The 22150-nt window shown below is 73.7% G+C and carries 17 protein-coding genes; 5 read left to right on the top strand and 12 right to left on the bottom strand.

Translation table 11 applies throughout. From position 1 onward, the window contains the following. Nucleotides 1–11: 11 nt before the first annotated feature. Nucleotides 12–1364, bottom strand: a complete 1353-nt coding sequence (locus ACGFXC_RS30480) for a DUF6716 putative glycosyltransferase (protein WP_393718161.1) — start codon at nucleotides 1362–1364, stop codon at nucleotides 12–14. 235 nt (nucleotides 1365–1599) lie between these two features. Between ACGFXC_RS30480 and ACGFXC_RS30475 the strand changes: the two genes are divergently transcribed. After that, the gene (locus ACGFXC_RS30475) at nucleotides 1600–2577 is read left to right on the top strand and encodes a glycosyltransferase family 2 protein (protein WP_393718160.1); all 978 of its coding nucleotides are present in this window, start codon (nucleotides 1600–1602) and stop codon (nucleotides 2575–2577) included. Beyond that, nucleotides 2574–4319, top strand: a complete 1746-nt coding sequence (locus ACGFXC_RS30470; RefSeq protein WP_393718093.1) for a polysialyltransferase family glycosyltransferase — start codon at nucleotides 2574–2576, stop codon at nucleotides 4317–4319. The genes ACGFXC_RS30475 and ACGFXC_RS30470 overlap by 4 nt, the downstream gene beginning before the upstream one ends. Before the next feature lie 60 nt (nucleotides 4320–4379). Here ACGFXC_RS30470 and ACGFXC_RS30465 read toward each other — a convergent pair whose 3' ends face one another. The 6 genes from ACGFXC_RS30465 to ACGFXC_RS30440 all read right to left on the bottom strand — a co-directional run bounded on the left by ACGFXC_RS30465 (nucleotide 4380) and on the right by ACGFXC_RS30440 (nucleotide 11804). After that, the gene (locus tag ACGFXC_RS30465; protein ID WP_393718092.1) at nucleotides 4380–6518 is read right to left on the bottom strand and encodes a 3-hydroxyacyl-CoA dehydrogenase NAD-binding domain-containing protein; all 2139 of its coding nucleotides are present in this window, start codon (nucleotides 6516–6518) and stop codon (nucleotides 4380–4382) included. Further along, complete coding sequence (locus ACGFXC_RS30460; RefSeq protein ID WP_393718091.1) at nucleotides 6515–7741, bottom strand: thiolase family protein; 1227 nt, start codon at nucleotides 7739–7741, stop codon at nucleotides 6515–6517. The genes ACGFXC_RS30465 and ACGFXC_RS30460 overlap by 4 nt, the downstream gene beginning before the upstream one ends. Before the next feature lie 128 nt (nucleotides 7742–7869). Next, entirely contained in the window at nucleotides 7870–8664 is a 795-nt protein-coding gene (locus ACGFXC_RS30455) for a ferritin-like domain-containing protein (protein WP_393718090.1), read from the bottom strand. A gap of 122 nt (nucleotides 8665–8786) precedes the next feature. Next, on the bottom strand, nucleotides 8787–10067 hold the full coding sequence (locus ACGFXC_RS30450) for an HRDC domain-containing protein (RefSeq protein WP_393718089.1): 1281 nt from the start codon (nucleotides 10065–10067) through the stop codon (nucleotides 8787–8789). A gap of 121 nt (nucleotides 10068–10188) precedes the next feature. Further along, on the bottom strand, nucleotides 10189–10851 hold the full coding sequence (locus ACGFXC_RS30445; RefSeq protein ID WP_007267191.1) for a response regulator transcription factor: 663 nt from the start codon (nucleotides 10849–10851) through the stop codon (nucleotides 10189–10191). A 296-nt stretch (nucleotides 10852–11147) separates the two neighbouring features. Beyond that, a complete protein-coding gene (locus ACGFXC_RS30440) occupies nucleotides 11148–11804 on the bottom strand; it encodes a DUF3000 domain-containing protein (RefSeq protein WP_393718088.1) in 657 nt (218 codons plus the stop codon). 91 nt (nucleotides 11805–11895) lie between these two features. Here ACGFXC_RS30440 and hemE point away from each other — a divergent pair, with 91 nt between their 5' ends. Continuing rightward, a complete protein-coding gene (gene hemE, locus ACGFXC_RS30435; protein ID WP_393718087.1) occupies nucleotides 11896–12960 on the top strand; it encodes a uroporphyrinogen decarboxylase in 1065 nt (354 codons plus the stop codon). Nucleotides 12961–12985: 25 nt separating this feature from the next. Here hemE and ACGFXC_RS30430 read toward each other — a convergent pair whose 3' ends face one another. Continuing rightward, the gene (locus ACGFXC_RS30430; RefSeq protein WP_393718086.1) at nucleotides 12986–14368 is read right to left on the bottom strand and encodes an FAD-dependent oxidoreductase; all 1383 of its coding nucleotides are present in this window, start codon (nucleotides 14366–14368) and stop codon (nucleotides 12986–12988) included. 70 nt (nucleotides 14369–14438) lie between these two features. Continuing rightward, entirely contained in the window at nucleotides 14439–15428 is a 990-nt protein-coding gene (locus tag ACGFXC_RS30425) for a DUF4349 domain-containing protein (RefSeq protein WP_393718085.1), read from the bottom strand. A 139-nt stretch (nucleotides 15429–15567) separates the two neighbouring features. On the opposite strand from ACGFXC_RS30425, the gene hemG reads away from it, so the two are divergent. Both hemG and hemQ read left to right on the top strand, forming a co-directional pair. Then, nucleotides 15568–17046, top strand: coding sequence for a protoporphyrinogen oxidase (gene hemG, locus ACGFXC_RS30420; RefSeq protein WP_393718084.1), 1479 nt, complete (start codon nucleotides 15568–15570; stop codon nucleotides 17044–17046). Nucleotides 17047–17069: 23 nt separating this feature from the next. Then, nucleotides 17070–17783, top strand: coding sequence for a hydrogen peroxide-dependent heme synthase (hemQ, locus tag ACGFXC_RS30415; protein WP_351826459.1), 714 nt, complete (start codon nucleotides 17070–17072; stop codon nucleotides 17781–17783). 96 nt (nucleotides 17784–17879) lie between these two features. Here the strand turns inward: hemQ and ACGFXC_RS30410 are convergent, their stop codons facing one another. From ACGFXC_RS30410 to ACGFXC_RS30400, 3 genes are all read right to left on the bottom strand, one after another. Beyond that, complete coding sequence (locus ACGFXC_RS30410) at nucleotides 17880–19529, bottom strand: alpha/beta fold hydrolase (protein WP_393718083.1); 1650 nt, start codon at nucleotides 19527–19529, stop codon at nucleotides 17880–17882. Between the two features lie 111 nt (nucleotides 19530–19640). Next, on the bottom strand, nucleotides 19641–20717 hold the full coding sequence (locus ACGFXC_RS30405; RefSeq protein ID WP_393718082.1) for a TIGR04222 domain-containing membrane protein: 1077 nt from the start codon (nucleotides 20715–20717) through the stop codon (nucleotides 19641–19643). Next, nucleotides 20714–22027: a DUF692 domain-containing protein gene (locus tag ACGFXC_RS30400; protein ID WP_393718081.1), complete on the bottom strand. Its 1314-nt coding sequence runs from the start codon at nucleotides 22025–22027 to the stop codon at nucleotides 20714–20716. Before ACGFXC_RS30400 ends, ACGFXC_RS30405 begins: the two co-directional genes overlap by 4 nt. Between the last annotated feature and the right edge of the window lie 123 nt (nucleotides 22028–22150).

The following is a 22150-nucleotide window of genomic DNA, read 5'->3' as shown; positions in this document are numbered from 1 at the left end:
GGCGGGGGCGGTCATACGCCGCCCCACTGCTGGATCTTCGGGGCCACCCGCTGGACCCCGAAGCGGTACGCGACCTTCAGGACGCGGCGGGACGTGCGCCGCATCGGCCCGCCGGATCCGGCCCGCGCGGTCCCCGGGCCGGGGGAGCCGTCCGGATTCAGGCCCCGGCGGCGCAGCAGCGTACCCACGTAATCGGGGGCGCTCCCGGCGGTGTAGTACGGGGATATCGGCGGCAGCGGCCGTCCCGTCAATTCCGCGATCCGAGTGCGGAGTTCCCCGAAGGGGTCTTCGGAACGTATTCCCTGGTCGGTGGTCCAGGATTCGTGTGCGAGCGGGGCGGCGCCCTCGTCTATCGCGGACCAGTCGGTGACGCAGCCGGAACCGACGAAATAGTGGTTGCCGTGGATCTCCCGTACGCCGAGATCGCTCAGGATCGCGGTGGGCATTCCCCGGTGCATCGATTCGAGCGCGGCCGTCGAACTGACCGTCACCAGCAGATCGGTGCGGTCCAGGGTGTCCGACATGTTGCCGTACACGAAATGCAGATTGGGCGGCAACGGCTCTTCGAGTTGCTCCGCGAGCACCTGGTAGTGGTACGCCTCGATGTGGGTGGTCGCCTCACCGGGCCTGCTGCGGAGTTTGATCAGCACATCGCGGCCGGGGCGCAGCCGGGCATGGGATATCGCGCGGCGCAGCAGATAAAGGCGTCCGTTGCGGTCGGCGGGTACCGAGGGCTGGACGGCGAAACAGACCGTATAGGGGTGCCGGGCGTGCGTCCGGTTCATGTCGTACGGTCTCTGGTCGAGGAAAGGCAGGGCGGTCTGGACGATGCACGAGCCCGGAATTCCCAGGGGTTCGAAGACATCGCCGAACCGGCGGCGGTCGAAAGGGCTGTTGGCGAGGACGATGTCGGCGCCCGCCCGCAGCAGCAGGCCGTCGGCCATCTTCTCGTAGACGACGCCGACGTATCCCGTCATCAGCACCGGCCGGCGGCCGGCGCCCCGGAAGCGGTGGGCCAGGGCGTGCAGGGCGGCGTGCGTGGAGCCGCCGACGGTGCCCAGGACGACGAGGTCGGCGCCGTCCAGTTCGGGCGCCGCCGCGAACTCGGGAAGGGTGGCCTCGGTGATGGAGGCGGGGGTGATGCCGACCTCGGCCAGCTGGCGGGCCGTGGGAGTGCTCCGGCCGCGCAGCATGTGGGCGTGCACCTCGCTGCCCGGCGCCAGGCCCACCGCCAGCCCCGCGCCCCATTTCCAGCGGGTGTCGGAGTCTGCGAGCACGTGGATGCGCACTGGTGATTCCCGGGTCGATGGGTGGGGTCCGACGGGCGCCGCCGTGAGCGCGGCCGAGTGCGTGCGGGGACGGATTGCCGCGCGGCCCGTTAGACCTTACATGCTCACCTGAGCCTTACGTGTCACGAATAGGCCTCGGCGGACGGGGGAGTTGTACGTCACACCGGGACGATCGTGCGGGCCCTTCGAGGGGTTCTGTCATGATGTCCGACGTGTTACCTGATCGTAGGATCGGGGAGTGCGCGGCCGGGCCCGTCCGGGCCGCATCCGGGGGAAATGTGAAGGAACGTGAGCGGGGTGAGTGCTTTCCATGGTGACCCTTTCGGTCATCGTCGCCATGTGTGACGTGCGGGAATACTGCCGGACGGCGCTCAAGTCCCTGGCGCTGAATGCCCGGGAAGACTTCGAGTTCATCGTCGTGGACGACGGATCCGTTGACGGGACGTCAGAGATTCTCCAGGAGATGGTGCCCACCATTCCCGGAGCCGTTTTGATCCGCAATCAACGGAACCTGGGGATATCGGCCACCCGCAACATAGGCCTTTCGGCGGCGCGCGGACGCTTCTTCACCTTCCTCGACGGAGACGACTGGTACGCCCCCGGATATCTCGCACAACTGGTCGGCTGGATGAGCCAGTCGGGCGTCGATTTCCTGCGGACCGGCCACGTCCGGGTCTACGGACGCAAACGCAAGATCGTCATGGCTCCGCTCGCCCCGCGGGCCCTGCCGCTGAATCCCGCGGACTACATCGGCCCGGTGGACGCCTCGACCTTCATGGACTACCCGCAGTCCTGGGCCGGCGTCTACGACCGCGAGCGCCTCCTGGAGCTCGGCGCGCTGTTCTTCGACGAGCGCCTGCGCACCGCCGAGGACCGGCCCTGGTTCTACAAGCTGCACCTGCGCGCCCGCTCCTTCGGCGTCGTCGACCTCCACGGCATCTTCTACCGCCGTGATGTGTCCACTTCGCTGACCAAGGTTCCCGACGAGCGCCAGCTCGACTTCCTGCCGGCCTTCCGGCTGATTTTCGAGGAGCTGGCCGCACACCCGCGCGGATATGAACTCTCGTACAAGGCGATGCGAACTCTCTGCGCGCTCATCGTGATTCACCTGGACCGCGCCGAGTCGTACGAGGAACACATCCGGGGTCTGCTGCCGGAACGGAGCGCGCAGATCCTGAAGGACCTTCCCCAGGACGTCCTGGAGGGAACGCTGGCAGGAATGGACTCGGCACGCGTGAACAAGCTCAGAGCGCTGATCTCCCGGCACCAGGGCGCCGCCGCCCGATGACCCGGATATTCGCCGCCTCCACCCTCTACGGCGCCATGACGGTGGCCGCCGCCATCGAAGCGGGCCAGCTCGGCCAGGACGACCGCGAGCGCGTGCTGCTCGTGTGCAACAACGTCGACATCCCCGAAGTCGCCACCCCGCTGCACCGGATGCCCGGCGCCGCCCCCGTGCTCGCGCGCTTCCACCGCGTCGTCTACTGGAACGACCTCATCTACCCCTTCCACCCCGCGCTCTGGTCCCCGCGCGACGAGGACGCCCCGCTGTGGCGCACGGTGATGGCGGAGAAGATGGGCATCCGGCCGGGGCCCCTGGAACTCGTCGTCGAGTCCATCCAGGTCAAACCCGCCCAGACCCTCTGCAAGATCTTCTCGGACGCCACCCTCGCCGTCTACGCCGACGGCGTCATGAGCTACGGCCCCACCCGCAACGACCTGCCCCGCTCCCTGCACGGCCGGATCACCCAGGTCCTCTACCTCGACCTCGTCCCGACCCTGCTGCCGATGCTCCTCACCGAGTACGGGATCCCCTCGCAGCCCGTGCACACCGGAGCCGTCCTGAAGCTGCTGGACGAGGTCACCCGCGCCTGCGCGCCGATCCTGGACCGGGTGATCCCGCCCGCGCTGGCCCGGCTCGGCCCGCAGACCGCCGTCCTGCTCGGCCAGTACCTCTCCCCGCTCGGCATCCTCACCGAGGAGGAAGAGGAGGAACTGCACCTGCGGATGTTCCGGAACGCCCTGCTCCTCGGGCACACCTCCGTCGTCTTCAAACCGCACCCCAGCGCCCCCTCCAGCCTCGCCGACACCCTCGGCGAAGCGGCCCGCGCGGCGGGCGTGCCCCTCCTCGTCCTGGACGTGCCCGTCCTGGCCGAGACGGTCTTCGCCTACCTGCGGCCCCGCCAGGTCATCGGCTGCTTCTCCACCGGCCTGTTCACCGCCCGCGCGCTCTACGGCATCCCCGTCGCCCAGATCGGAGCGCTGGAGGTGATCCGGCGCATGCGGCCCTACGCCAACAGCAACCGCATCCCCGCCACCCTCACCCACGCGCTGCTCCCCGACCTGGAGGCCCCGGCGGCGGGCGCCGCCCCCGCCGACCGGGTGCTGGACGTCGAGCACGTCCGCACCGAGGTCACCCCGTACGTCCAGGCCGTCGCCTACTGCATGCAGCCCAAGCGGTACGCCTTCCTGCGCCCGGTCGCCGAGGCGTACGTGGCCGCCGCCGTCGACCAGTGGGAGGGCCGCCCCGAGCTGTCCATGCACTTCAACGAGCGCACCAGGACCCGGCTGGACCTGCCCGGCCCGCGCACCTGGAAGTGGCGCCGCGGCAAGGGCTGGACCTTCCGCGCCACCGGCGAGCGCACCGAGCCGGACGAGGTGCCGTTCACGGACATCACCCTCAGCGGGTTCGCCTCCCTGGTGGAGGCCAAGGACGACCGCGGCATCCTGGAGGTGGGCTCCCGGCTGCTCGCCGAACACGAGAACCTCGACCTGCTCATCGGCATGGCCCAGGCCCACATCCGCCGCAAGGAGACCGACCAGGCCGTGCGGCGGCTGGAGCGGGCCGTGCGGATCTCCGCCGACAGCGGGCGCGCCCTGGTCTGGCTGCGCATCGCCGAGACCGCCGCGAAGCTCGGCAAGCAGGGCGACGCGCTGCGCCGCCAGGCCGGGCAGCGGGCGCTGAGCATCAACCCCGACTCGCCCGCCGCGCAGCGCCTCGTCAAGAGCGGCCGCCTCGGGCGCAAGTAGCGGGTACGCACGAGGGCCCGTCCGCACCAGGTGCGGACGGGCCCTCGCGTTGGCCGGTCGTTACGCCGGGACGCTGGCGACGCCCGGGGCGAGGAAGCGCTTGCCGTTCACCCGCTCCGAGACGCCCTCACGGTCCAGGTACGGCGTGACGCCGCCCAGGTGGAAGGGCCAGCCGGCACCGGTGATGAGGCAGAGGTCGATGTCCTGGGCCTCGGCCACGACACCCTCCTCCAGCATCAGGCCGATCTCCTGCGCCACCGCGTCCAGGACGCGCATCCGGACCTGCTCCTCGGTCAGGACGACGTCGCCCTGCACCAGGAGCGCGGCGACCTCGGGGTCCAGCTCCGGCTTGAAGCCGTTCTCCGCGTTGTAGACGTAGAAGCCGCGCTTGCCGGCCTTGACCACGGCCGCCAGGTTCGGGGAGACGGTGAAGCGCTCCGGGAAGGCGCGGTTCAGGGTCTCGGAGACGTGCAGACCGATGGCCGGACCCACGAGCTCCAGCAGCACCAGCGGGGACATCGGCAGACCGAGCGGCTCGATGGCCTTCTCGGCGGTGGCCACCGGGGTGCCCTCGTCGATGACGTTCTGGATCTCGCCCATGAAGCGTGTCAGGATGCGGTTGACGACGAACGCCGGGGCGTCCTTGGTCAGGACCGCGGTCTTCTTCAGCTTCCGCGCGACGCCGAAGGCCGTGGCCAGCGAGGCGTCGTCGGTCTGCTCGCCGCGGACGATCTCCAGCAGCGGGAGGATCGCGACCGGGTTGAAGAAGTGGAAGCCGACCACGCGCTCCGGGTTGCGGAGCTTCGAGGCCATCTCGGAGACCGACAGCGAGGAGGTGTTGGTGGCGAGGACCGCGTGCGCCGGGGCGACCGCCTCGACCTCCGCGAACACCTTCTGCTTGACGGACATCTCCTCGAACACGGCCTCGATGATGAAGTCCGCGTCCGCGAAGCCCTCGGCCTTGTCCAGGACGCCGGTCACCAGGGCGGACAGGCGGTTGGCCTTGTCCTGGTTGATGCGGCCCTTGCCGAGCAGCTTCTGGATCTCGGCGCGGACGTAGTCCACGCCCTTGTCCACGCGCTCCTGGTCGATGTCGGTGAGGACCACCGGCACCTCCAGGCGGCGCAGGAACAGCAGCGCCAGCTGCGAGGCCATCAGGCCCGCGCCGACGACGCCGACCTTGGTGACCGGACGGGCCAGGTTCTTGTCCGGGGCTCCCGCCGGGCGCTTGGCGCGCTTCTGCACCAGGTTGAAGGCGTAGATGCCCGAACGCAGTTCGCCGCCCATGATGAGGTCGGCCAGCGCCCGGTCCTCGGCGTCGAAACCGGCCTGGAGGTCGCCGTCCTTGGCCGCGGCGATGATGTCCAGCGCGCGGTACGCGGCCGGGGCGGCGCCGTGCACCTTGGAGTCGGCGATGACGCGGCCCTTGGCGACGGCCGCGTCCCAGGCCTCGCCGCGCTCGACCTCGGCGCGCACGACCTCGGTCTCGCCCGTGAGGACGCGCGCGGTCCACAGGAGCGACTGCTCCAGGAAGTCCGCACCCTCGAACAGGGCGTCGGCGATGCCCAGCTCGAAGACCTGCTTGCCCTTCAGCTGGCGGTTCTGGTTCAGCGAGTTCTCGATGATGACCGAGACCGCGCGCTCGGCGCCGATCAGGTTCGGCAGCAGGGCGCAGCCGCCCCAGCCCGGAACCAGGCCGAGGAAGACCTCGGGCAGCGAGAAGGCCGGGATGGCCTTGGAGACGGTGCGGTAGGTGCAGTGCAGACCGACCTCGACGCCGCCGCCCATCGCCGCGCCGTTGTAGTACGCGAAGGTCGGGACGGCCAGCGCGGAGAGCCGCTTGAAGACGTCGTGACCGCCCTTGCCGATGGCGAGCGCCTCGTCGTGGGCCTTCAGCAGCTCGACGCCCTTGAGGTCGGCGCCGACCGCGAAGATGAACGGCTTGCCGGTGATGCCCGCGCCGACGACGGAGCCCGCGAGGGCCTCCTGCTCGACCTGGTCGATCGCCGCGTTCAGGTTGGCGAGGGACTGCGGGCCGAAGGTGGTCGGCTTGGTGTGGTCCAGGCCGTTGTCCAGCGTGATGAGCGCGAAGCGCCCGGCGCCGAACGGCAGGTCCAGGTGGCGGACGTGGGCCTGCGTGACGACCTCGTCCGGGAACAGCTCGGCCGCGCCCTTCAGGAGCTCAGCGGTGGTGCTCACTTGGAGTCTCCCTCGGCGTTGAAGTTGGGGTTCTCCCAGATGACCGTGGCGCCCATGCCGAAGCCGACGCACATGGTGGTCAGGCCGTAGCGGACGTGCGGCTGCTCCTCGAACTGACGGGCCAGCTGCGTCATCAGGCGCACGCCGGAGGAGGCGAGCGGGTGGCCGAAGGCGATGGCGCCGCCGTACTGGTTCACGCGGGCGTCGTCGTCGGCGATGCCGTAGTGCTCCAGGAACGCGAGGACCTGGACCGCGAAGGCCTCGTTGACCTCGAAGAGGCCGATGTCCTCGATCGTCAGGCCGGCCTGCGCCAGGGCCTTCTCGGTGGCCGGGATCGGGCCGTAGCCCATGACCTCCGGCTCGACGCCCGCGAAGGAGTACGCGACGAGGCGCATCTTGACCGGGAGGTTGTTCTCCCGGGCGAAGTCCTCGGAGGCGATGATCGCGGCGGTGGCACCGTCGTTGAGACCGGCGGCGTTGCCCGCGGTGACGTTGCCGTGCACGCGGAACGGGGTCTTCAGGCCGGCCAGGTTCTCCAGCGTGGTGCCCGGGCGCATCGGCTCGTCGGAGGTGACCAGGCCCCAGCCCGTCTCGCCGGCCGCCTCGTTGGTGTTGCGCACCGAGATCGGGACCAGGTCGGCCTGGATCTTGCCGTCGGCGTACGCCTTGGCGGCCTTCTCCTGCGAGCGCACGGCGTACTCGTCGGCGCGGAGCTTGGTGATCGTCGGGTACCGGTCGTGCAGGTTCTCGGCGGTCATGCCCATGAACAGGGCGGACTCGTCGACCAGCTTCTCGGAGACGAAGCGCGGGTTCGGGTCCACGCCCTCGCCCATGGGGTGGCGGCCCATGTGCTCGACACCGCCGGCGAGGGCGACGTCGTAGGCGCCGAAGGCCACACCGCCCGCGACGGCGGTCACGGCGGTCAGCGCGCCGGCGCACATGCGGTCGATGGAGTAGCCCGGCACGGACTGCGGGAGGCCCGCGAGGATGCCGGCCGTACGGCCCAGCGTCAGGCCCTGGTCGCCGATCTGGGTGGTCGCGGCGATGGCGACCTCGTCGATCTTCGCGGGGTCCAGGTCCGGGTTGCGGCGCAGCAGCTCCCGGATCGCCTTCACGACGAGGTCGTCGGCGCGGGTCTCGTGGTAGATGCCCTTCGGGCCCGCCTTGCCGAACGGGGTGCGGACGCCGTCGACGAAGACGACGTCCCTGACGGTACGAGGCACGTTGGCTCTCCTCCAGGTGCGGGTGTGCACTGCCGCGCGGGGGCGTCCATTGCTGAGCGCCCGCTCACCCCGCCATGCTACTTGCGAGTAACTGGTGTGGACACCCCCTCGGGGAGGAGCGGCGAAGGTCACACTCCGGCCGGCCCGCGCACCGGGCCGCCGATGGGGGCCCGGCCGTGCGCCGCCGCCCCGGCCATCGCCCCGGCCATGGCCGCCGAGGAGCGCACGGTGTCCCGGACGAAGGCCCGCCGGCTCACCCCCAGCGACCGCAGGGCGGGGCCGTGATCGGCGGCCACCACCACGGCCGCCCCCAGCAGCAGGAGCCGCCAGCCACCGGTCACGGCCCGGCGGGCGGCCCGGGGGAGCGGCGCCAGGCCCTCGGCCAGGCGACGGCAGTGGAACGGCACGTGCCGCTCCTCGTCCGCCAGGATCCGGCCCGCCACCTGGGACACCAGGGGATCGGCCGCTCCGTCGCGCACCGCCCGGTAGTACCGCAGGGCCACGACCTCGGCGAGCATCAGCACCAGCAGCTCCACCCGCAGCCCCAGCAGCCTGCGCAGCCACACGAAGGCGGCGTCGCTCCAGTGCCCCCGCAGGGTCGCCGCGCCGCCCGCGCCGAGCAGCAGCGCCAGCAGCCGGGCGTGGTTCTGCTCCTCGGCGATGAACAGCCTGACCGCCGCCGCGTACGTCGCCCCTCCCGCGCGGTCCGCCTTGCCGATCAGCGCGGAGCCGTCCCCGTCCTCGCCGACCTGGAACTTCTGCAGGCTGCGGACGAGCTCCGCGGGCAGCCGCGCGCCCCGCTCCCAGTCGGGATCCCCGAGGGCCGCCCGGAGCTCCCGCGCGGCCTCGAAATCGCGGACCCAGTCCATGTACCCGTCGTCGTGCCCGCTGTCGTGCCCGTGGTCGCGCATGTTTTTGAACATGCTCAAGAACCTAGCGACTGTTGAGCATGTTCAAAAGGGCTGCTGTGTCATGGCCACGTAACAGAAAACCCCCGGCCGCCGGCCGGGGGTTCGCTGCTGTTCGCCGTTGTCGTGGGGGAAGGTCAGTCGGTCGCGGCCAGGGCCGTGACCAGGGCGGCGGTGACCTGCTCGACCTGCCAGGGGCGGGCGCCGTAACCGGCGAGGGCCTCGCCGACCGTGTCCGCGTCCAGCCGCTGCGGGGGCTCCCAGCACAGCCGGCGCACGGTGTCCGGGGTGATCAGGTTCTCCTGGGGCAGGTTCAGCCCCTCCGCCAGCGCCGAGACCGCGCTGCGCGCCGCCGACAGCCGGGCGGCCGCCGCGGGGTCCTTGTCCGCCCAGGAACGCGGCGGCGGCGGACCGGACGGGGTCGCCCCCGGCTGCGGCAGCTCGTTCTCGGGCAGCGCCCTCGCCCGGTCCACGGCCGCCATCCACTGGTCCAGCTGGCGCCGGCCCATGCGCTGCCCGTAACCGGGCAGGGCCGACAGGGCGTGCGCGTTCGCGGGAAGAGCCAGGGCCGCCTCCACGATCGCCGCGTCGCCGAGCACCTTCCCGGGGGACACGTCCCGGCGCTGGGCGATCCGGTCACGGGACTTCCACAGCTCCCGTACGACGGCCATCTGGCGGCGGCGGCGCACCTTGTGCATGCCGGACGTCCGGCGCCACGGGTCCTTGCGGGGCGGGGCGGGCGGGGCCGAGGCGATGGCGTCGAACTCCTGGTGCGCCCAGTCGAGCTTGCCCTGCCGGTCGAGCTCCTTCTCCAGCGCGTCGCGCAGGTCCACCAGCAGCTCCACGTCGAGCGCGGCGTAGCGCAGCCACGGCTCGGGCAGCGGCCGGGTGGACCAGTCGACGGCGGAGTGCCCCTTCTCCAGTACGTAGCCCAGCACGCTCTCGACCATCGCTCCGAGGCCGACCCGGGGGAACCCGGCCAGCCGTCCGGCCAGCTCGGTGTCGAAGAGGGAGGTGGGCGCCATGCCTATTTCGCGCAGGCACGGCAGGTCCTGGGTGGCGGCGTGCAGGATCCACTCGGTGCCGGAGAGGGCCTCTCCCAGTGCGGAGAGGTCCGGGCAGCCGACCGGGTCGATCAGCGCGGATCCGGCCCCTTCCCGGCGCAGCTGCACCAGGTAGGCGCGCTGTCCGTAGCGGTATCCGGAGGCGCGTTCGGCGTCGACGGCCACCGGTCCGGTGCCCGCGGCGAAGGCCGCGACGACCCGGGCCAGCGCTTCCGCGTCGGCCACGACCGGCGGGATTCCCTCACGGGGTTCTAGCAACGGAACAGGCAGCCCATCGGACGAAACCTCGTCGTCCGGGGGGCCGCCCCCGGTGGTGGTGCGCAGGCCTGCTGCGGTCTCTTGGGCGTCGGTCACCGGTCAAGGGTATCCGTGGATGTGACGCGCCCGTCGCCGGAACGTTCCGGCGACGGGCGCGAGGGGGAGGGGCGGGCGGCTCCGGGGGTTCGGGAACGGTGTCCGGGGCCTGCGGGCAAGGTCAGTGGATGATCCCGGTGCGCAGGGCGACGGCGACCATCCCGGCCCGGTCGCCGGTGCCCAGCTTGCGGGCGATCCGGGCGAGGTGGGACTTGACGGTCAGGGCGGACAGGCCCATCGAGACGCCGATGGCCTTGTTGGACTGGCCCTCCGCGACGAGGCGCAGGACCTCGACCTCGCGGCCGGAGAGCTCCCGGTAGCCGCCCGGGTGGCTCGGGGCACCCGGGGGGCGGCGGTGCATGCGGGCGGCGGCGGCACCGATGGGGGCGGCGCCGGGCCGGGTGGGGAGCCCGATGTTGGTGCGCGTACCGGTGACGACGTAACCCTTCACTCCGCCCGCGAGGGCGTTGCGCACGGCGCCGATGTCGTCGGCGGCGGACAGGGCCAGGCCGTTCGGCCAGCCGGCGGCGCGGGTCTCGGACAGCAGGGTGAGTCCGGAACCGTCGGGCAGGTGTACGTCGGCCACGCAGATGTCGCGCGGGCTGCCGACGCGGGGGCGGGCCTCCGCGATGGACGACGCCTCGATCACGTCACGTACCCCGAGGGCCCACAGGTGGCGGGTCACGGTGGAGCGGACGCGGGGGTCGGCCACGACGACCATGGCCGTCGGCTTGTTCGGGCGGTAGGCGACCAGGCTTGCGGGCTGCTCGAGGAGAACGGACACCTAGGCCTCCTGGGGGAGTGGCGGGACGGGCCGGCTGGGGGAAGGAAGCCGGTGCGAACCGTGCGGATGGTCACTGACTCCTTCGGCACGTCACCCGCCCGGCTTTAGGGAATGATCACGATTTGGTGAGTAACAATTCGGGCAATTCGGACGCACGATCGATCAATGGGCGATCAGAAGGCCGCAACGGAGGCGCGGTTCTGACATGCCGTGACAAACCGGGCGGGCCCGACCGGTCGTTGCCGGCCCGTCCCGTTCCCCCGTGCGCCGTGGCGGGACCCCGCGGGGCCCCGCGCCTACGGGTGGTGCGGTCCGCGCCGCTGGGGCAGGGACACCACGCCCGTGGCGGTGTCCGTCGGCCCGACCGGGGGCAGCCCCGCGATCTGGCACAGCAGCTCGCACCAGGCCGCGAGGTGCGAGGAGGTGTCGGGCACCCCGCCCACGCCCTCCCGCGGCGTCCACGAGGCTCTGATCTCGATCTGGGTGGCCGGACGCCGCTCCGCCAGGCCGCCGAAGTAGTGCGAGCTCGCCATGGTCACGGTCCCGCTCGCCTCCCCGTACGCCAGCCCGCGCGCCTCCAGCGCCCCGGTCAGCCAGGACCAGCACACCTCGGGCAGCAGCGGGTCCGCGGCCATCTCCGGTTCCAGCTCCGCCCGGACCAGCGTCACCAGCCGGAAGGTGCCCTGCCAGGCGTCGTGCCCGGCCGGATCGTGGAGCAGGATCAGCCGGCCGTCGGCCAGGTCGTCCTCCCCGTCCACGACCGCCGCTTCCAGCGCGTACGCGTACGGAGCCAGTCTCTGTGGCGGCTTCGTGGGGTCGATCTCGATCCCGGACCGCAGCCGCGCCTTCTTCAAGCCGTCGACCGCCCGGCGGAACGGGAGCGGGACGGAGCTCTCCTTCGCGCTGTCCGTACCGTCAGCGCCATCTGAAAATCGTCCCTGAGCCGCAGCCATGCCGGGAAGACTAGGCGGAACGAGCGCCCGTACGGCGCAGGGACACCCGCACCGGGCCGGGCACTTCTTCATACGTGCGAAGATTTGCCGCGTGAGCGCCAATACCCGCCCCACGGGCCAGCCGAGTCAGACGTACGATTCCGCCTTCCTGAAGGCGTGCCGGCGCGAGCCGGTCCCCCACACGCCCGTGTGGTTCATGCGGCAGGCGGGCCGCTCACTGCCGGAGTACCGCAAGGTGCGCGAGGGCACGGCCATGCTGGAGTCCTGCATGCGCCCCGACCTGGTCACCGAGATCACCCTGCAGCCCGTGCGCCGCCACGGCGTCGACGCGGCGATCTTCTTCTCCGACATCGTGGTCCCCCTCAAGGCCATCGGCATCGACCTGGACATCAAGCCGGGCGTCGGCCCCGTCGTCGCCTCGCCCATCCGCCGCCGCGAGGACCTCGCACAGCTGCGCGACCTCACCCCGGAGGACGTCTCCTACGTCACCGAGGCGATCGGCATGCTCACGGGTGAACTGGGCGGCACGCCGTTGATCGGATTCGCGGGCGCACCGTTCACCCTCGCGAGCTACCTCGTCGAGGGCGGCCCGTCCAAGAACCACGAGCACACCAAGGCCCTGATGTACGGGGACCCGCAGCTCTGGGCCGACCTGCTGGACCGCCTCGCGGAGATCACCTCCGCCTTCCTCAAGGTCCAGATCGAGGCCGGCGCCTCCGCCGTGCAGCTCTTCGACTCCTGGGTCGGCGCGCTCGCCCCGGCCGACTACACCCGCTCGGTGATGCCGGCCTCGGCGAAGGTGCTGGAGTCCATCGCCTCCTACGGGGTGCCGCGCATCCACTTCGGCGTGGGCACCGGCGAGCTCCTGGGCCTGATGGGCGAGGCCGGCGCCGACGTCGTGGGCGTCGACTACCGGGTCGCGCTCGACGACGCGGTCCGCCGCGTCGGCCCCGGCAAGGCGCTCCAGGGCAACCTGGACCCCGCGGTCCTCTTCTCCACCACCGAGGCCGTCGAGGCCAAGGCCGACGAGGTCCTGGCCGCCGCCGCCGGGCTGGAGGGCCACGTCTTCAACCTCGGCCACGGCGTCCTGCCCACGACCGACCCCGACGCCCTGACCCGCCTGGTGGACTACGTCCACGCCAAGACGGCGGTCTGAGCCGTCCCGTCGCGGCGGGGGTGGCTCAGACCCCCGCCGCGCGGACCGCGGAGACCGCTTTGCGGGCCGCCACCAGGACCGGGTCCCAGACCGGGGAGAACGGCGGGGCGTAGCCCAGGTCCAGGGAGACGACCTGCTCGACCGTCATGCCCGCCGTGAGGGCGACGGCCGCGACGTCCACGCGCTTCGCCGCGCCCGCGCCACCGACGATCTGGACCCCGAGCAGACGGCCCGTACGGCGTTCCGCCAGCATCTTCACCGTCATCTCGGCGGCCCCCGGGTAGTAGCCCGCCGTGTTCGTCGAGCGGATCGTGGAGGTCACGAACCGCAGGCCCGCCTCCCGCGCGTCGCGCTCGCGCAGGCCCGTACGGGCGATCTCCAGGTCGCAGACCTTGCTGACGGCCGTGCCGACCACCCCGGGGAAGGTCGCGTAGCCGCCCGCCGCGTTCGAGCCGATCACCTGGCCGTGCTTGTTGGCGTGCGTGCCGAGCGGGATGTGCCGGGTGCGGCCCGCCACCAGGTCCAGGACCTCCACGCAGTCGCCGCCGGCCCAGATGTCCTCGTGGCCGCGCACCCGCATCGACAGGTCGGTCAGCAGACCGCCCGAGGGGCCCAGCGGGAGCCCCGCCGCGCGGGCCAGGGCGGTGCGCGGCTCCACGCCCATGCCCAGCACCACCACGTCGGCCGGATACTCCTGCCCCGCCGCCGTGGCCACCGCCACCGCCCGGCCCTCCCCGTCGGTGCGGACCTCCGTCACCTCGGCGCGGGAGACCGTGACGATGCCCATGGCGTTCATCGCGGTGTGCACCAGGCCGCCCATGTCCGGGTCCAGCGTGGCCATCGGCTGCTCGCCCCGGTGCAGGACGGTGACCTCGTAGCCCCGCCGCACCAGCGCCTCCGCCATCTCCACCCCGATGTAGCCCGCGCCGACGACCACCGCCCGGCGGCCCGGCGCACGGTCCAGGGAGTCCATCAGGCGCTGCCCGTCGTCCAGCGTCTGCACCCCGTGCACCCCGTGCGCGCCGATGCCCGGCAGGCGCGGGCGCACCGGCCGGGCCCCGGTCGCCAGCACCAGCTTGTCGTACGCCGTCCAGGACTCGGCGCCGCTCTCCAGGTCCCGCGCGCGCACCCGGCGCCCGGCCGGGTCCAGCTCCACGACCTCGGTGCGGGTGCGCAGGTCGATGTCCCGGGCCCGGTGCTCCTCGGGGGTCCGCGCGATCAGCTCGTCCCGCCCGGCCACCTGCCCGCCGACCCAGTACGGGATCCCGCACGCGGAGTACGAGGTGAAGTGCCCGCGCTCGAAGGCGATGACCTCCAGCTCCGCCGGACCCTTGAGCCTGCGGGCCTGTGACGCCGCGGACATCCCCGCCGCGTCACCGCCGACCACCACCAGTCGCTCCGTCGCCATCCGCCCGCCCCGTTCCGTTCCGCCGCGTCGTTCCCGCTCTGCGGGGACCACGCTACGGGCGGATCCGCGTTCACTGCGCCGGATCGGCCCCGGCCGGGGCCCCGGTGTCCGCGGCGGGCGCCTCGCGGGGCGCCGGGACGACGGCCGGTCCCGCCTTCGGGCGGGCCGGGCGCAGCCTGCGGTACCCGCGGAAGCCGAGCAGGACCAGGGCCGCCGCCAGCGCGAACGGCAGCACCACGGCGACGGCCAGCGCCAGGTACCGCACCAGGGTGGTGAACACCGACCAGCCGGCGCGCAGCGCGTCACCGAAGGAGGGGCCCCCGTCCTCGTCGTCCCGCGTCACGCGCGGCGGCGCCGGCTCCGCGACCGACAGGGTGATCGTGCCCATCGACGTCTGGTCCTTCAGGGCGTTCTGCTGGGCCAGCAGCGACTCCAGGTCCGACTGGCGCCGGCTCAGCTCGCCCTCCAGCATGACCACGTCACCGAGCGCCGAGGCCTTCTCCATCATCTCCCGCACCCGGGCCACGCTGGCCTGCTGCGACCTCACCCGGCTGTCGACGTCCGCGACCTTCTCGGTGACGTCCTGCGCCTCGACCTTGCGCCGCAGCAGCTTCCCGCCGCCCTCCAGGGCCGCGATCACCGCGTCGAAGCGCTCGCCCGGCACCCGCAGCGTCAGCGTCGAGGTCATCCGGCCGTCCGTGCCGCGCTCGGTGGACTCGCCGCCCACGTAACCGCCCGCGCCCTCGGCCGCCGTACGGGCCGCCGCGAGGGTCTTCTGCGGCTCGGCCGTCTCCACGGCCAGCGACCCGGTGCGGATCACGTGCGGGCGGACCGCGGCCGGAGCCTGCGGCGCACCCTTCGCGTCCGCCGCCGGGGGCGCCGCCGCCCCCGGCCCGGCCGCCTCCGCCGGGGCGCCCGCCGCGTCCTGGCGCGGCCCGGCCGCCGCCCTGCCGGAGGAGGCCTGACCGTCGGAGCCGCAGCCGGTGAGGGCCAGGGCGGCGGCCAGGGACAGCCCGGCCAGCGCCGCGGCCGAACGGTGTCTCGCGTGGAACGTGCGCATCGTCAGTACCCCCGTGGGATCGGCTGGTGTCCACGCTTCGACGTACGCGGCCGGGCCGCGGGTTTCGCACAAACGGTCCCGGGGCGGTCCCGATGCGGTCACGGTCCGGCCTCGCCGAGCGGTCTGAGACGATGTGTCCATGCTCGATGCGGACACACGTACGGAACGGCCGGGCCCCGCCCGCCACGTCGTCGTCGTGGGCGGCGGGATCGCCGGCCTCGCGGCCGCCCACCGGCTCCTCGCCGACGGCTTCCGCGTCACCCTGCTGGAGGCCTCCGAGCGCCTCGGCGGCAAGCTGTACGCGGGCGAGCTCGCGGGCCTGCCCGTCGACCTCGGCGCCGAGTCGCTGCTCGCCCGCCGCCCCGAAGCCGTCGCCCTCGCCCGGGCCGTGGGCCTCGGCGACGCCCTCCAGCCCCCCGCGACCGCCACCGCCCACCTGTGGACCCGGGGCGCGATGCGGCCCATGCCGCGCGGCCACGTCATGGGCGTGCCCGGCGACACCGCCCCGCTCGCCGCCTCCGGTGTCCTGTCCGCCGAGGGCCTCGCCCGGATCGACGCCGACACCGTGCTGGCGCCCACCGAGGTCGGCGACGACGTCGCCGTCGGCGAGTACGTCGCCGCCCGGATGGGCCGCGAGGTCGTGGACCGGCTCGTGGAACCGCTGCTCGGCGGGGTCTACGCCGGGGACGCCTACCGCATCTCGATGCGCGCCGCGGTCCCCGCCCTGTTCGCCGCCATCCGCACCCACCCCACGCTCACCGAGAGCGTCCGCTCCCTGCAGGGCGGGGCCGCGGGCCGCGCCGCCGCCGCACGGACCACGCTCACCGGCGCGGCCGCCACCGGCGCCGTCTTCGCCGGGATCGCCGGCGGCGTCGGGCGGCTGCCGCTCGCCGTCGCCGACGCCTGCCGGGCCGCGGGCGCGCGGATCCGCACCGGGACCCCGGTGAGCGGCATCGGCCGTACGCCCGCGGGCTGGCGGATCACCGCCGGCGAGGAGACCCTCGACGCCGACGCCGTGGTCCTCGCCACCCCGGCCGGCCCGGCCGCCCGGCTGCTCGCCCCCCTCGCCCCGGCCGCCGCCACCGCGCTGCGCGAGACCGAGTACGCCTCCATGGCCCTGGTCACCCTGGCCTTCCGGCGCTCCGAACTGCCCGGCGCGCTCGCCGACGGCGGCGCCAGCGGGTTCCTCGTACCGCCCGTCGACGGCCGCACGATCAAGGCCTCCACCTTCTCCAGCAACAAGTGGGCCTGGTCCGGGGCCGATCCCGGACTCTTCCTGCTGCGCACCTCCGTCGGCCGGCACGGCGACGAGGGCGACCTCGAACGCGAGGACGGCGAACTCGTCGACGTCTCCCTCGCGGACCTCGGCGAAGCCGTCGGCCTCACCGCCCGGCCGGTGGCCTCGGCCGTCACCCGCTGGGACCGCGGACTGCCCCAGTACCCGGTCGGCCACCTCGCCCGCGTCGCCCGGATCCGGGCCGCGGTGGCCGGGCTGCCGGGCCTCGCCGTCTGCGGAGCCCTCTACGACGGGGTCGGCGTACCGGCCTGCGTCGAGAGCGCCCACAAGGCCGTCGAAGCCGTGTCCGCCGCGATGGCCACCCCTGTCACGGACCACTGACCAGCACACGGGACAATGGACACATGACTGCACCAGAGAAGATTCCCAACGCGGGGAAGAAGGCGAAGGACCTCAACGAGGTCATCCGCTACACCCTGTGGTCCGTCTTCAAGCTGAAGGACGTTCTTCCCGAGAACCGCGCCGGCTTCGCCGACGAGGTCCAGGAGCTCTTCGACCAGCTGGCCGCCAAGGACATCACCGTCCGCGGCACCTACGACGTCTCCGGCCTGCGCGCCGACGCCGACGTCATGATCTGGTGGCACGCCGAGACCTCGGACGAGCTCCAGGGCGCCTACAACCTCTTCCGCCGCACCAAGCTGGGCCGCGCGCTGGAGCCGGTGTGGTCGAACATGGCCCTGCACCGCCCCGCGGAGTTCAACAAGTCCCACATCCCGGCCTTCCTGGCCGACGAGACGCCGCGCGACTACGTCAGCGTCTACCCCTTCGTGCGCAGCTACGACTGGTACCTGCTGCCCGACGAGGACCGCCGCCGCATGCTCAAGGACCACGGCATGATGGCCCGCGGCTACCCGGACGTGCGTGCCAACACCGTCGCGTCCTTCTCGCTGGGCGACTACGAGTGGATGCTGGCCTTCGAGGCGGACGAGCTCTACCGCATCGTCGACCTCATGCGTCACCTGCGCGCCTCCGAGGCCCGCATGCACGTCCGCGAAGAGGTGCCCTTCTACACCGGGCGCCGCAAGTCCGTCGCCGATCTGGTGGACGGGCTCGCCTAGACCTCCCCTGGGGGGAAGGACCGGAGGATTGACCTCCTCCGGGGATCGGGAGGCCCTGCCCCCGAATCGACGCAGCCGGAGACCCCGCCCGGAAGTTCAGACGACTGGCGGCAGCAGCGCCCTGGGAGCGCCTGCTGCCCGGTCGTCCAGCGACACCGGTGCGGGCTCCGGATGCGGCGCACACGTGGTGCGCCACCCCACCGTGGCCCCCGTGAGCAGGTACCGCTCCACCTGCCGGTCCACGCACGCGTTGCGTCCGCCGGCCACCCCGTGGGCGCCCGCCCCCACCTCGGTCACCAGCGCGGCCCGCGCGCCGAGCCGCCGTTGCAGCTCCAGCGCGCCGGCGTAGGGCGTCGCCCCGTCCCGCTGCGCCGCGACGATCAGCGTCGGCGGCAGCGGCTGGGGCCCCGCCGCCCCGACCTCGGCCGGACGCTGCCGGCCGGACACCGGCCAGGAGGCGCAGGGCAGGTTCAGGAAGGCGTTCGCCCAGGTCTCGAAGGGCGCGCGGCGGGCCAGCTCGGAGTTGTCGCGGTCCCAGGTCTCCCAGTCGGCGGGCCACGGGGCGTCGTTGCACAGCACCGCGGTGTAGACGGCCGTCGCGTTCGCCGCCTCCGCCGCCCGCCCGGGATCGCGCGCCGCCTGCCGCGTGAGCGGGGCCGGGTCGCCGCGCAGGAAGGCGGTGAGGGCCGCCGCCCGCTGCGGCCAGACGTCGTCGTAGTAGGCGGTCTGGAGGTACGCCGCGTGCAGTTCGCCCGTCCCCACGAGCCCGCCCGCCGGAGCCCGCTCCACCGCCGCGCGGACCCGCTCGTAACTCGCCCGGACGGCCTCGGGGGTGGCGCCGAGCCCGTACACCGCGTCGTGCCGGGCCGCCCAGGCGCGGAAGTCGGACCAGCGGCGCTCGAAGCCCTCCGCCTGGCCGAGGTTGTCGAGGTACCAGATGCGGCGCGGGTCGGGATCGACGGCCGAGTCGAAGACCATGCGGCGCACCTGTCCCGGGTGGCGCGAGGCGTAGACCGCCCCCAGATAGGTGCCGTACGAGGCCCCGAAGAAGCTCAGCCGCCGCTCGCCGAGCGCGGCGCGCAGCACGTGCAGGTCGCGCACGTTGTTCAGGGTCGTGTACTGCCGCAGCGCCGCCCCGGCACGGCGCGCGCAGCCCCGCGCGTACGCCCGGGCGGCGTCGAGCCGCTCGCGCTTGTAGGCGGCCGAGGGTGCGGCCGGGACCTGGGTCGGGCCGTGCGGCAGCTCCCCGGGGTCCTGGCAGGTGAGCGGGGCCGAGCGGCCGACGCCGCGCGGGGCGTAGCCGACGAGGTCGTAGGCGGCGGCGATCCGGCTCCAGGCGGGCCGGCCGCCGAGCAGGGGGAAGAACATCCCCGACGCGCCGGGTCCGCCCGGGTTGTAGACCAGGGCGCCCTGCCGGGCGGCGTCCCCGCGGCCCGTCGCCGGCACCCGGCTGACGGTGAGGGAGATCCGGGGGCCCCCGGGCAGCGCGTAGTCCAGCGGCACGGACAACGCGGCGCACTCCACCGGCCGGGGCAGCTCCTCGACGGCGGGGCAGGGCCCGAAGCGCAGCCGGGCGGCGGCGGCGCGGCGGGCGACGAGCTCGGCCCCGGCGTCCTCGGCGGCGGTGCGCGCGTCCCCGGGCGCGGTGGCCGCGCGGGCCGGGGCGCAGACCGCCAGGGGCAGGGCCACGGCGAGGGCGGCCGCGGCGGCCCCGTGACGTACCAGCCCCGTCGGCGTGCTGCGCATGGCGTCCCCTTCATCTCATCGTCCGATCTGATGAGATGTCAGATGCGGTGCGCTGTACAGGCCCGCCGCCCGGTGTCGCGCCGGGTCCCCCCGGTTGCCGTACGGCCGCGGTCAGGAACTGCTGCCGCAGCTGGAACCACTGCTCCCACAGCTCGAACTGCTGCTGCCGCAGCTGGAACCGCCGCTGCCGCAGCTCGAACTGCCGCTCCCGCACCCGGACCCGCCGCCGGAACAGCCGGAGCCACTGCCGCCGCATCCGGATCCGGAGGAACCCCCGCAGCCCGAGGATCCGGCGGAACCCCCGCCGTCGCTCCCCGCGCACCACACCAGGGGCAGGACCTCGGCGGCCGTCCCCGACGAGGTGTGCGAGGAGTGCGGCGGGCCCGATCGGCCACCGGTACGGCCGCCCGTACGGCCGCGCGCCTGTGCGGCGGCCAGCCGGGTGCTCCGCGCGGCGGGCACCAGCTGCTCGCGCAGGTGGGGGTCCCGCAGACCGCGCAGCCCGAACAGGGCCGTCCGTACGTGTTCGGCCGGATCGGCCGCGTACCGGGCCCGGGCCGCGGTCAGCGCCGCCCGCCCGGCCGGGGTGATCCGCCGCACGGCCCGCTTCGCGCAGGCGCAGCCGAGCACGATGCCGCCGAGCAGTGCCGGGAGCACCTTGATGATGAAGGGGACCTGGGGGCCCGGCCGCAGGGACCAGGCGATGAAGGTCAGCGGCAGCGACAGCGGTACCAGCAGCCCGCACACCGCCGCCTGGAGCAGGCCCCAGCGCCGCAGCCGGCGCCCCGAGCCGGGCGGGCGGACCAGGCCGCGCGCGGCGAGGGCGTCCCCCGTCTCCTGGACGGCCGGATCGAGCATGGCGGCGTAGCGCACCTGGTAGAGCCATCCGGACGGCGCCTGCCGCAGCGCCTGGAGCACGGCCCGCTCGGCGGGGTCCGCGCCGCGCGCCCCGGGCCGCGCGGCGACCAGGCCCGGGCCGCCGCCGACCAGCCGGCCGTCGCCGAACAGCGATGCCAGCGCCGCGTCGACGACCGCGCCGGGCCCGCCCGCCAGGAACGCCGCCTCCGACAGGTCGTGCAGCTCGGGCGCGGTCCCGGACGCCCGGGGCCGGGACCGCAGCAGGGCGCCCACCAGCAGGCCGCCGGAGCACAGGACGGCGGCCCAGACGGCCACCGCGAGCAGGTTCACGCCGCCCTCCCGGCCAGGGCACGGGCCCAGCGCACGATCCGGCCCGGCGGCCTGACCCCCGCCCGGTCCTGCCACCAGGCGGTGAGCCGGCGCCGGGCGCCGGGGTCGGCGGGCAGGTCCTGGATGAGCAGGTGCTCCGCGAAGTCCAGGGCGTCGCGGCGGTAGCCGGACGTCATGGGGCGGCGGCGGGCGTAGCCGAGGAAGGCGGCGCGGTAGGCGTCGGGCCCGCCCAGGATCTCCGGCAGCTCGGGCGCCACCTTGGCGACCACGGAGGCGCGCTTGGCGGCCAGGGCCCGGGACTGGACGCGGATCCGCTGCCGGTCGAACCCCTCCGGCACGGGCGTTCCGGCGACCAGCGCCGACAGCAGGGCCGCCTGCCCGAGCCCGAGCCGGGTCCGGGCCGCGTCGAGCCCGGGCCCCTGCCCGTCGGGCCGCGGACCGCCGGGCGGGGCCGGGTCCCCGCCGGCCCCCTCCGTGGTGGCGGGGCCCGCGCCCCGGCCCGTCACCACGGAGCGGATCCGGGCCAGTTCGTCCGCCAGTTCGGCCTCCGCCGGGAAGTCGTCGTCCCGTTCCAGCAGCACGCCGGGCGGGTCCACCCGTTCCCGGAGCGCCGCCAGCACGTCGAGCACGACGGGCGGCACCGGGTGCGCGTGCGTGTCGTGCCAGACGCCGTCGCGCTCCACGCCCCCGGCCACGTGCACGTACGCGAGGGCCTCCAGCGGGATGGCCTCCAGCACCGCCACCGGGTCCTCGCCCCGGTTCACCCGGTTCGTGTGCAGGTTGGCCACGTCGATGAGCAGCCGTACGCCCGTCCGCTCCACCAGCTCGGTCAGGAACCGGGCCTCCGTCAGCTCCTCGCCGGGCCAGGACACCAGCGCGGCGATGTTCTCCAGGGCCAGCGGCACCGGCAGCGCGTCCTGCGCGATCCGCACGTTCTCGCACAGGACGTCCAGCGCGTCCCGGGTCCGGGGCACCGGCAGCAGGTGACCGGCCTCCAGGGCGGGCGAGGAGGTGCGGACGAAGGCGATGTGCTCGGTGACCAGCGGCGCCTCCAGCGCCACCGCCCGCTCTCCGAGCGCGGCGAGCTTCTGCGGATCGGGGCGGTCCGCGCCGCCGAGGCCCAGCGAGACGCCGTGCGGGACGACCCGCACCCCGCGCTCGCGCAGCCGCACCAGGGACGCCGGCAGGTGCCCGGGGCAGACGTTCTCCGCGACCACCTCGACCCAGTCCAGGCGCTCCAGTCGCTCGACGGCGTCCGCGATCTCCGGCCGCCAGCCGATGCCCACCCCCAGGCGTGCCATGGGCTTCATGTCCCCTCGCCCCCCTTCACCGGCCCCCGCCGGTCCTCGCCGCGGGCCGCGTGCGTGCGCATCGGCCCGTATGCCGATGTGATGGCCCCGGCGCCACCGGGTCAACCGCGAGGAGGAGACGTT

This window comes from Streptomyces sp. NPDC048507 (assembly GCF_043199995.1).
Lineage (GTDB): Bacteria > Actinomycetota > Actinomycetes > Streptomycetales > Streptomycetaceae > Streptomyces.
This window is presented reverse-complemented; position numbering and strand designations above follow the sequence as displayed.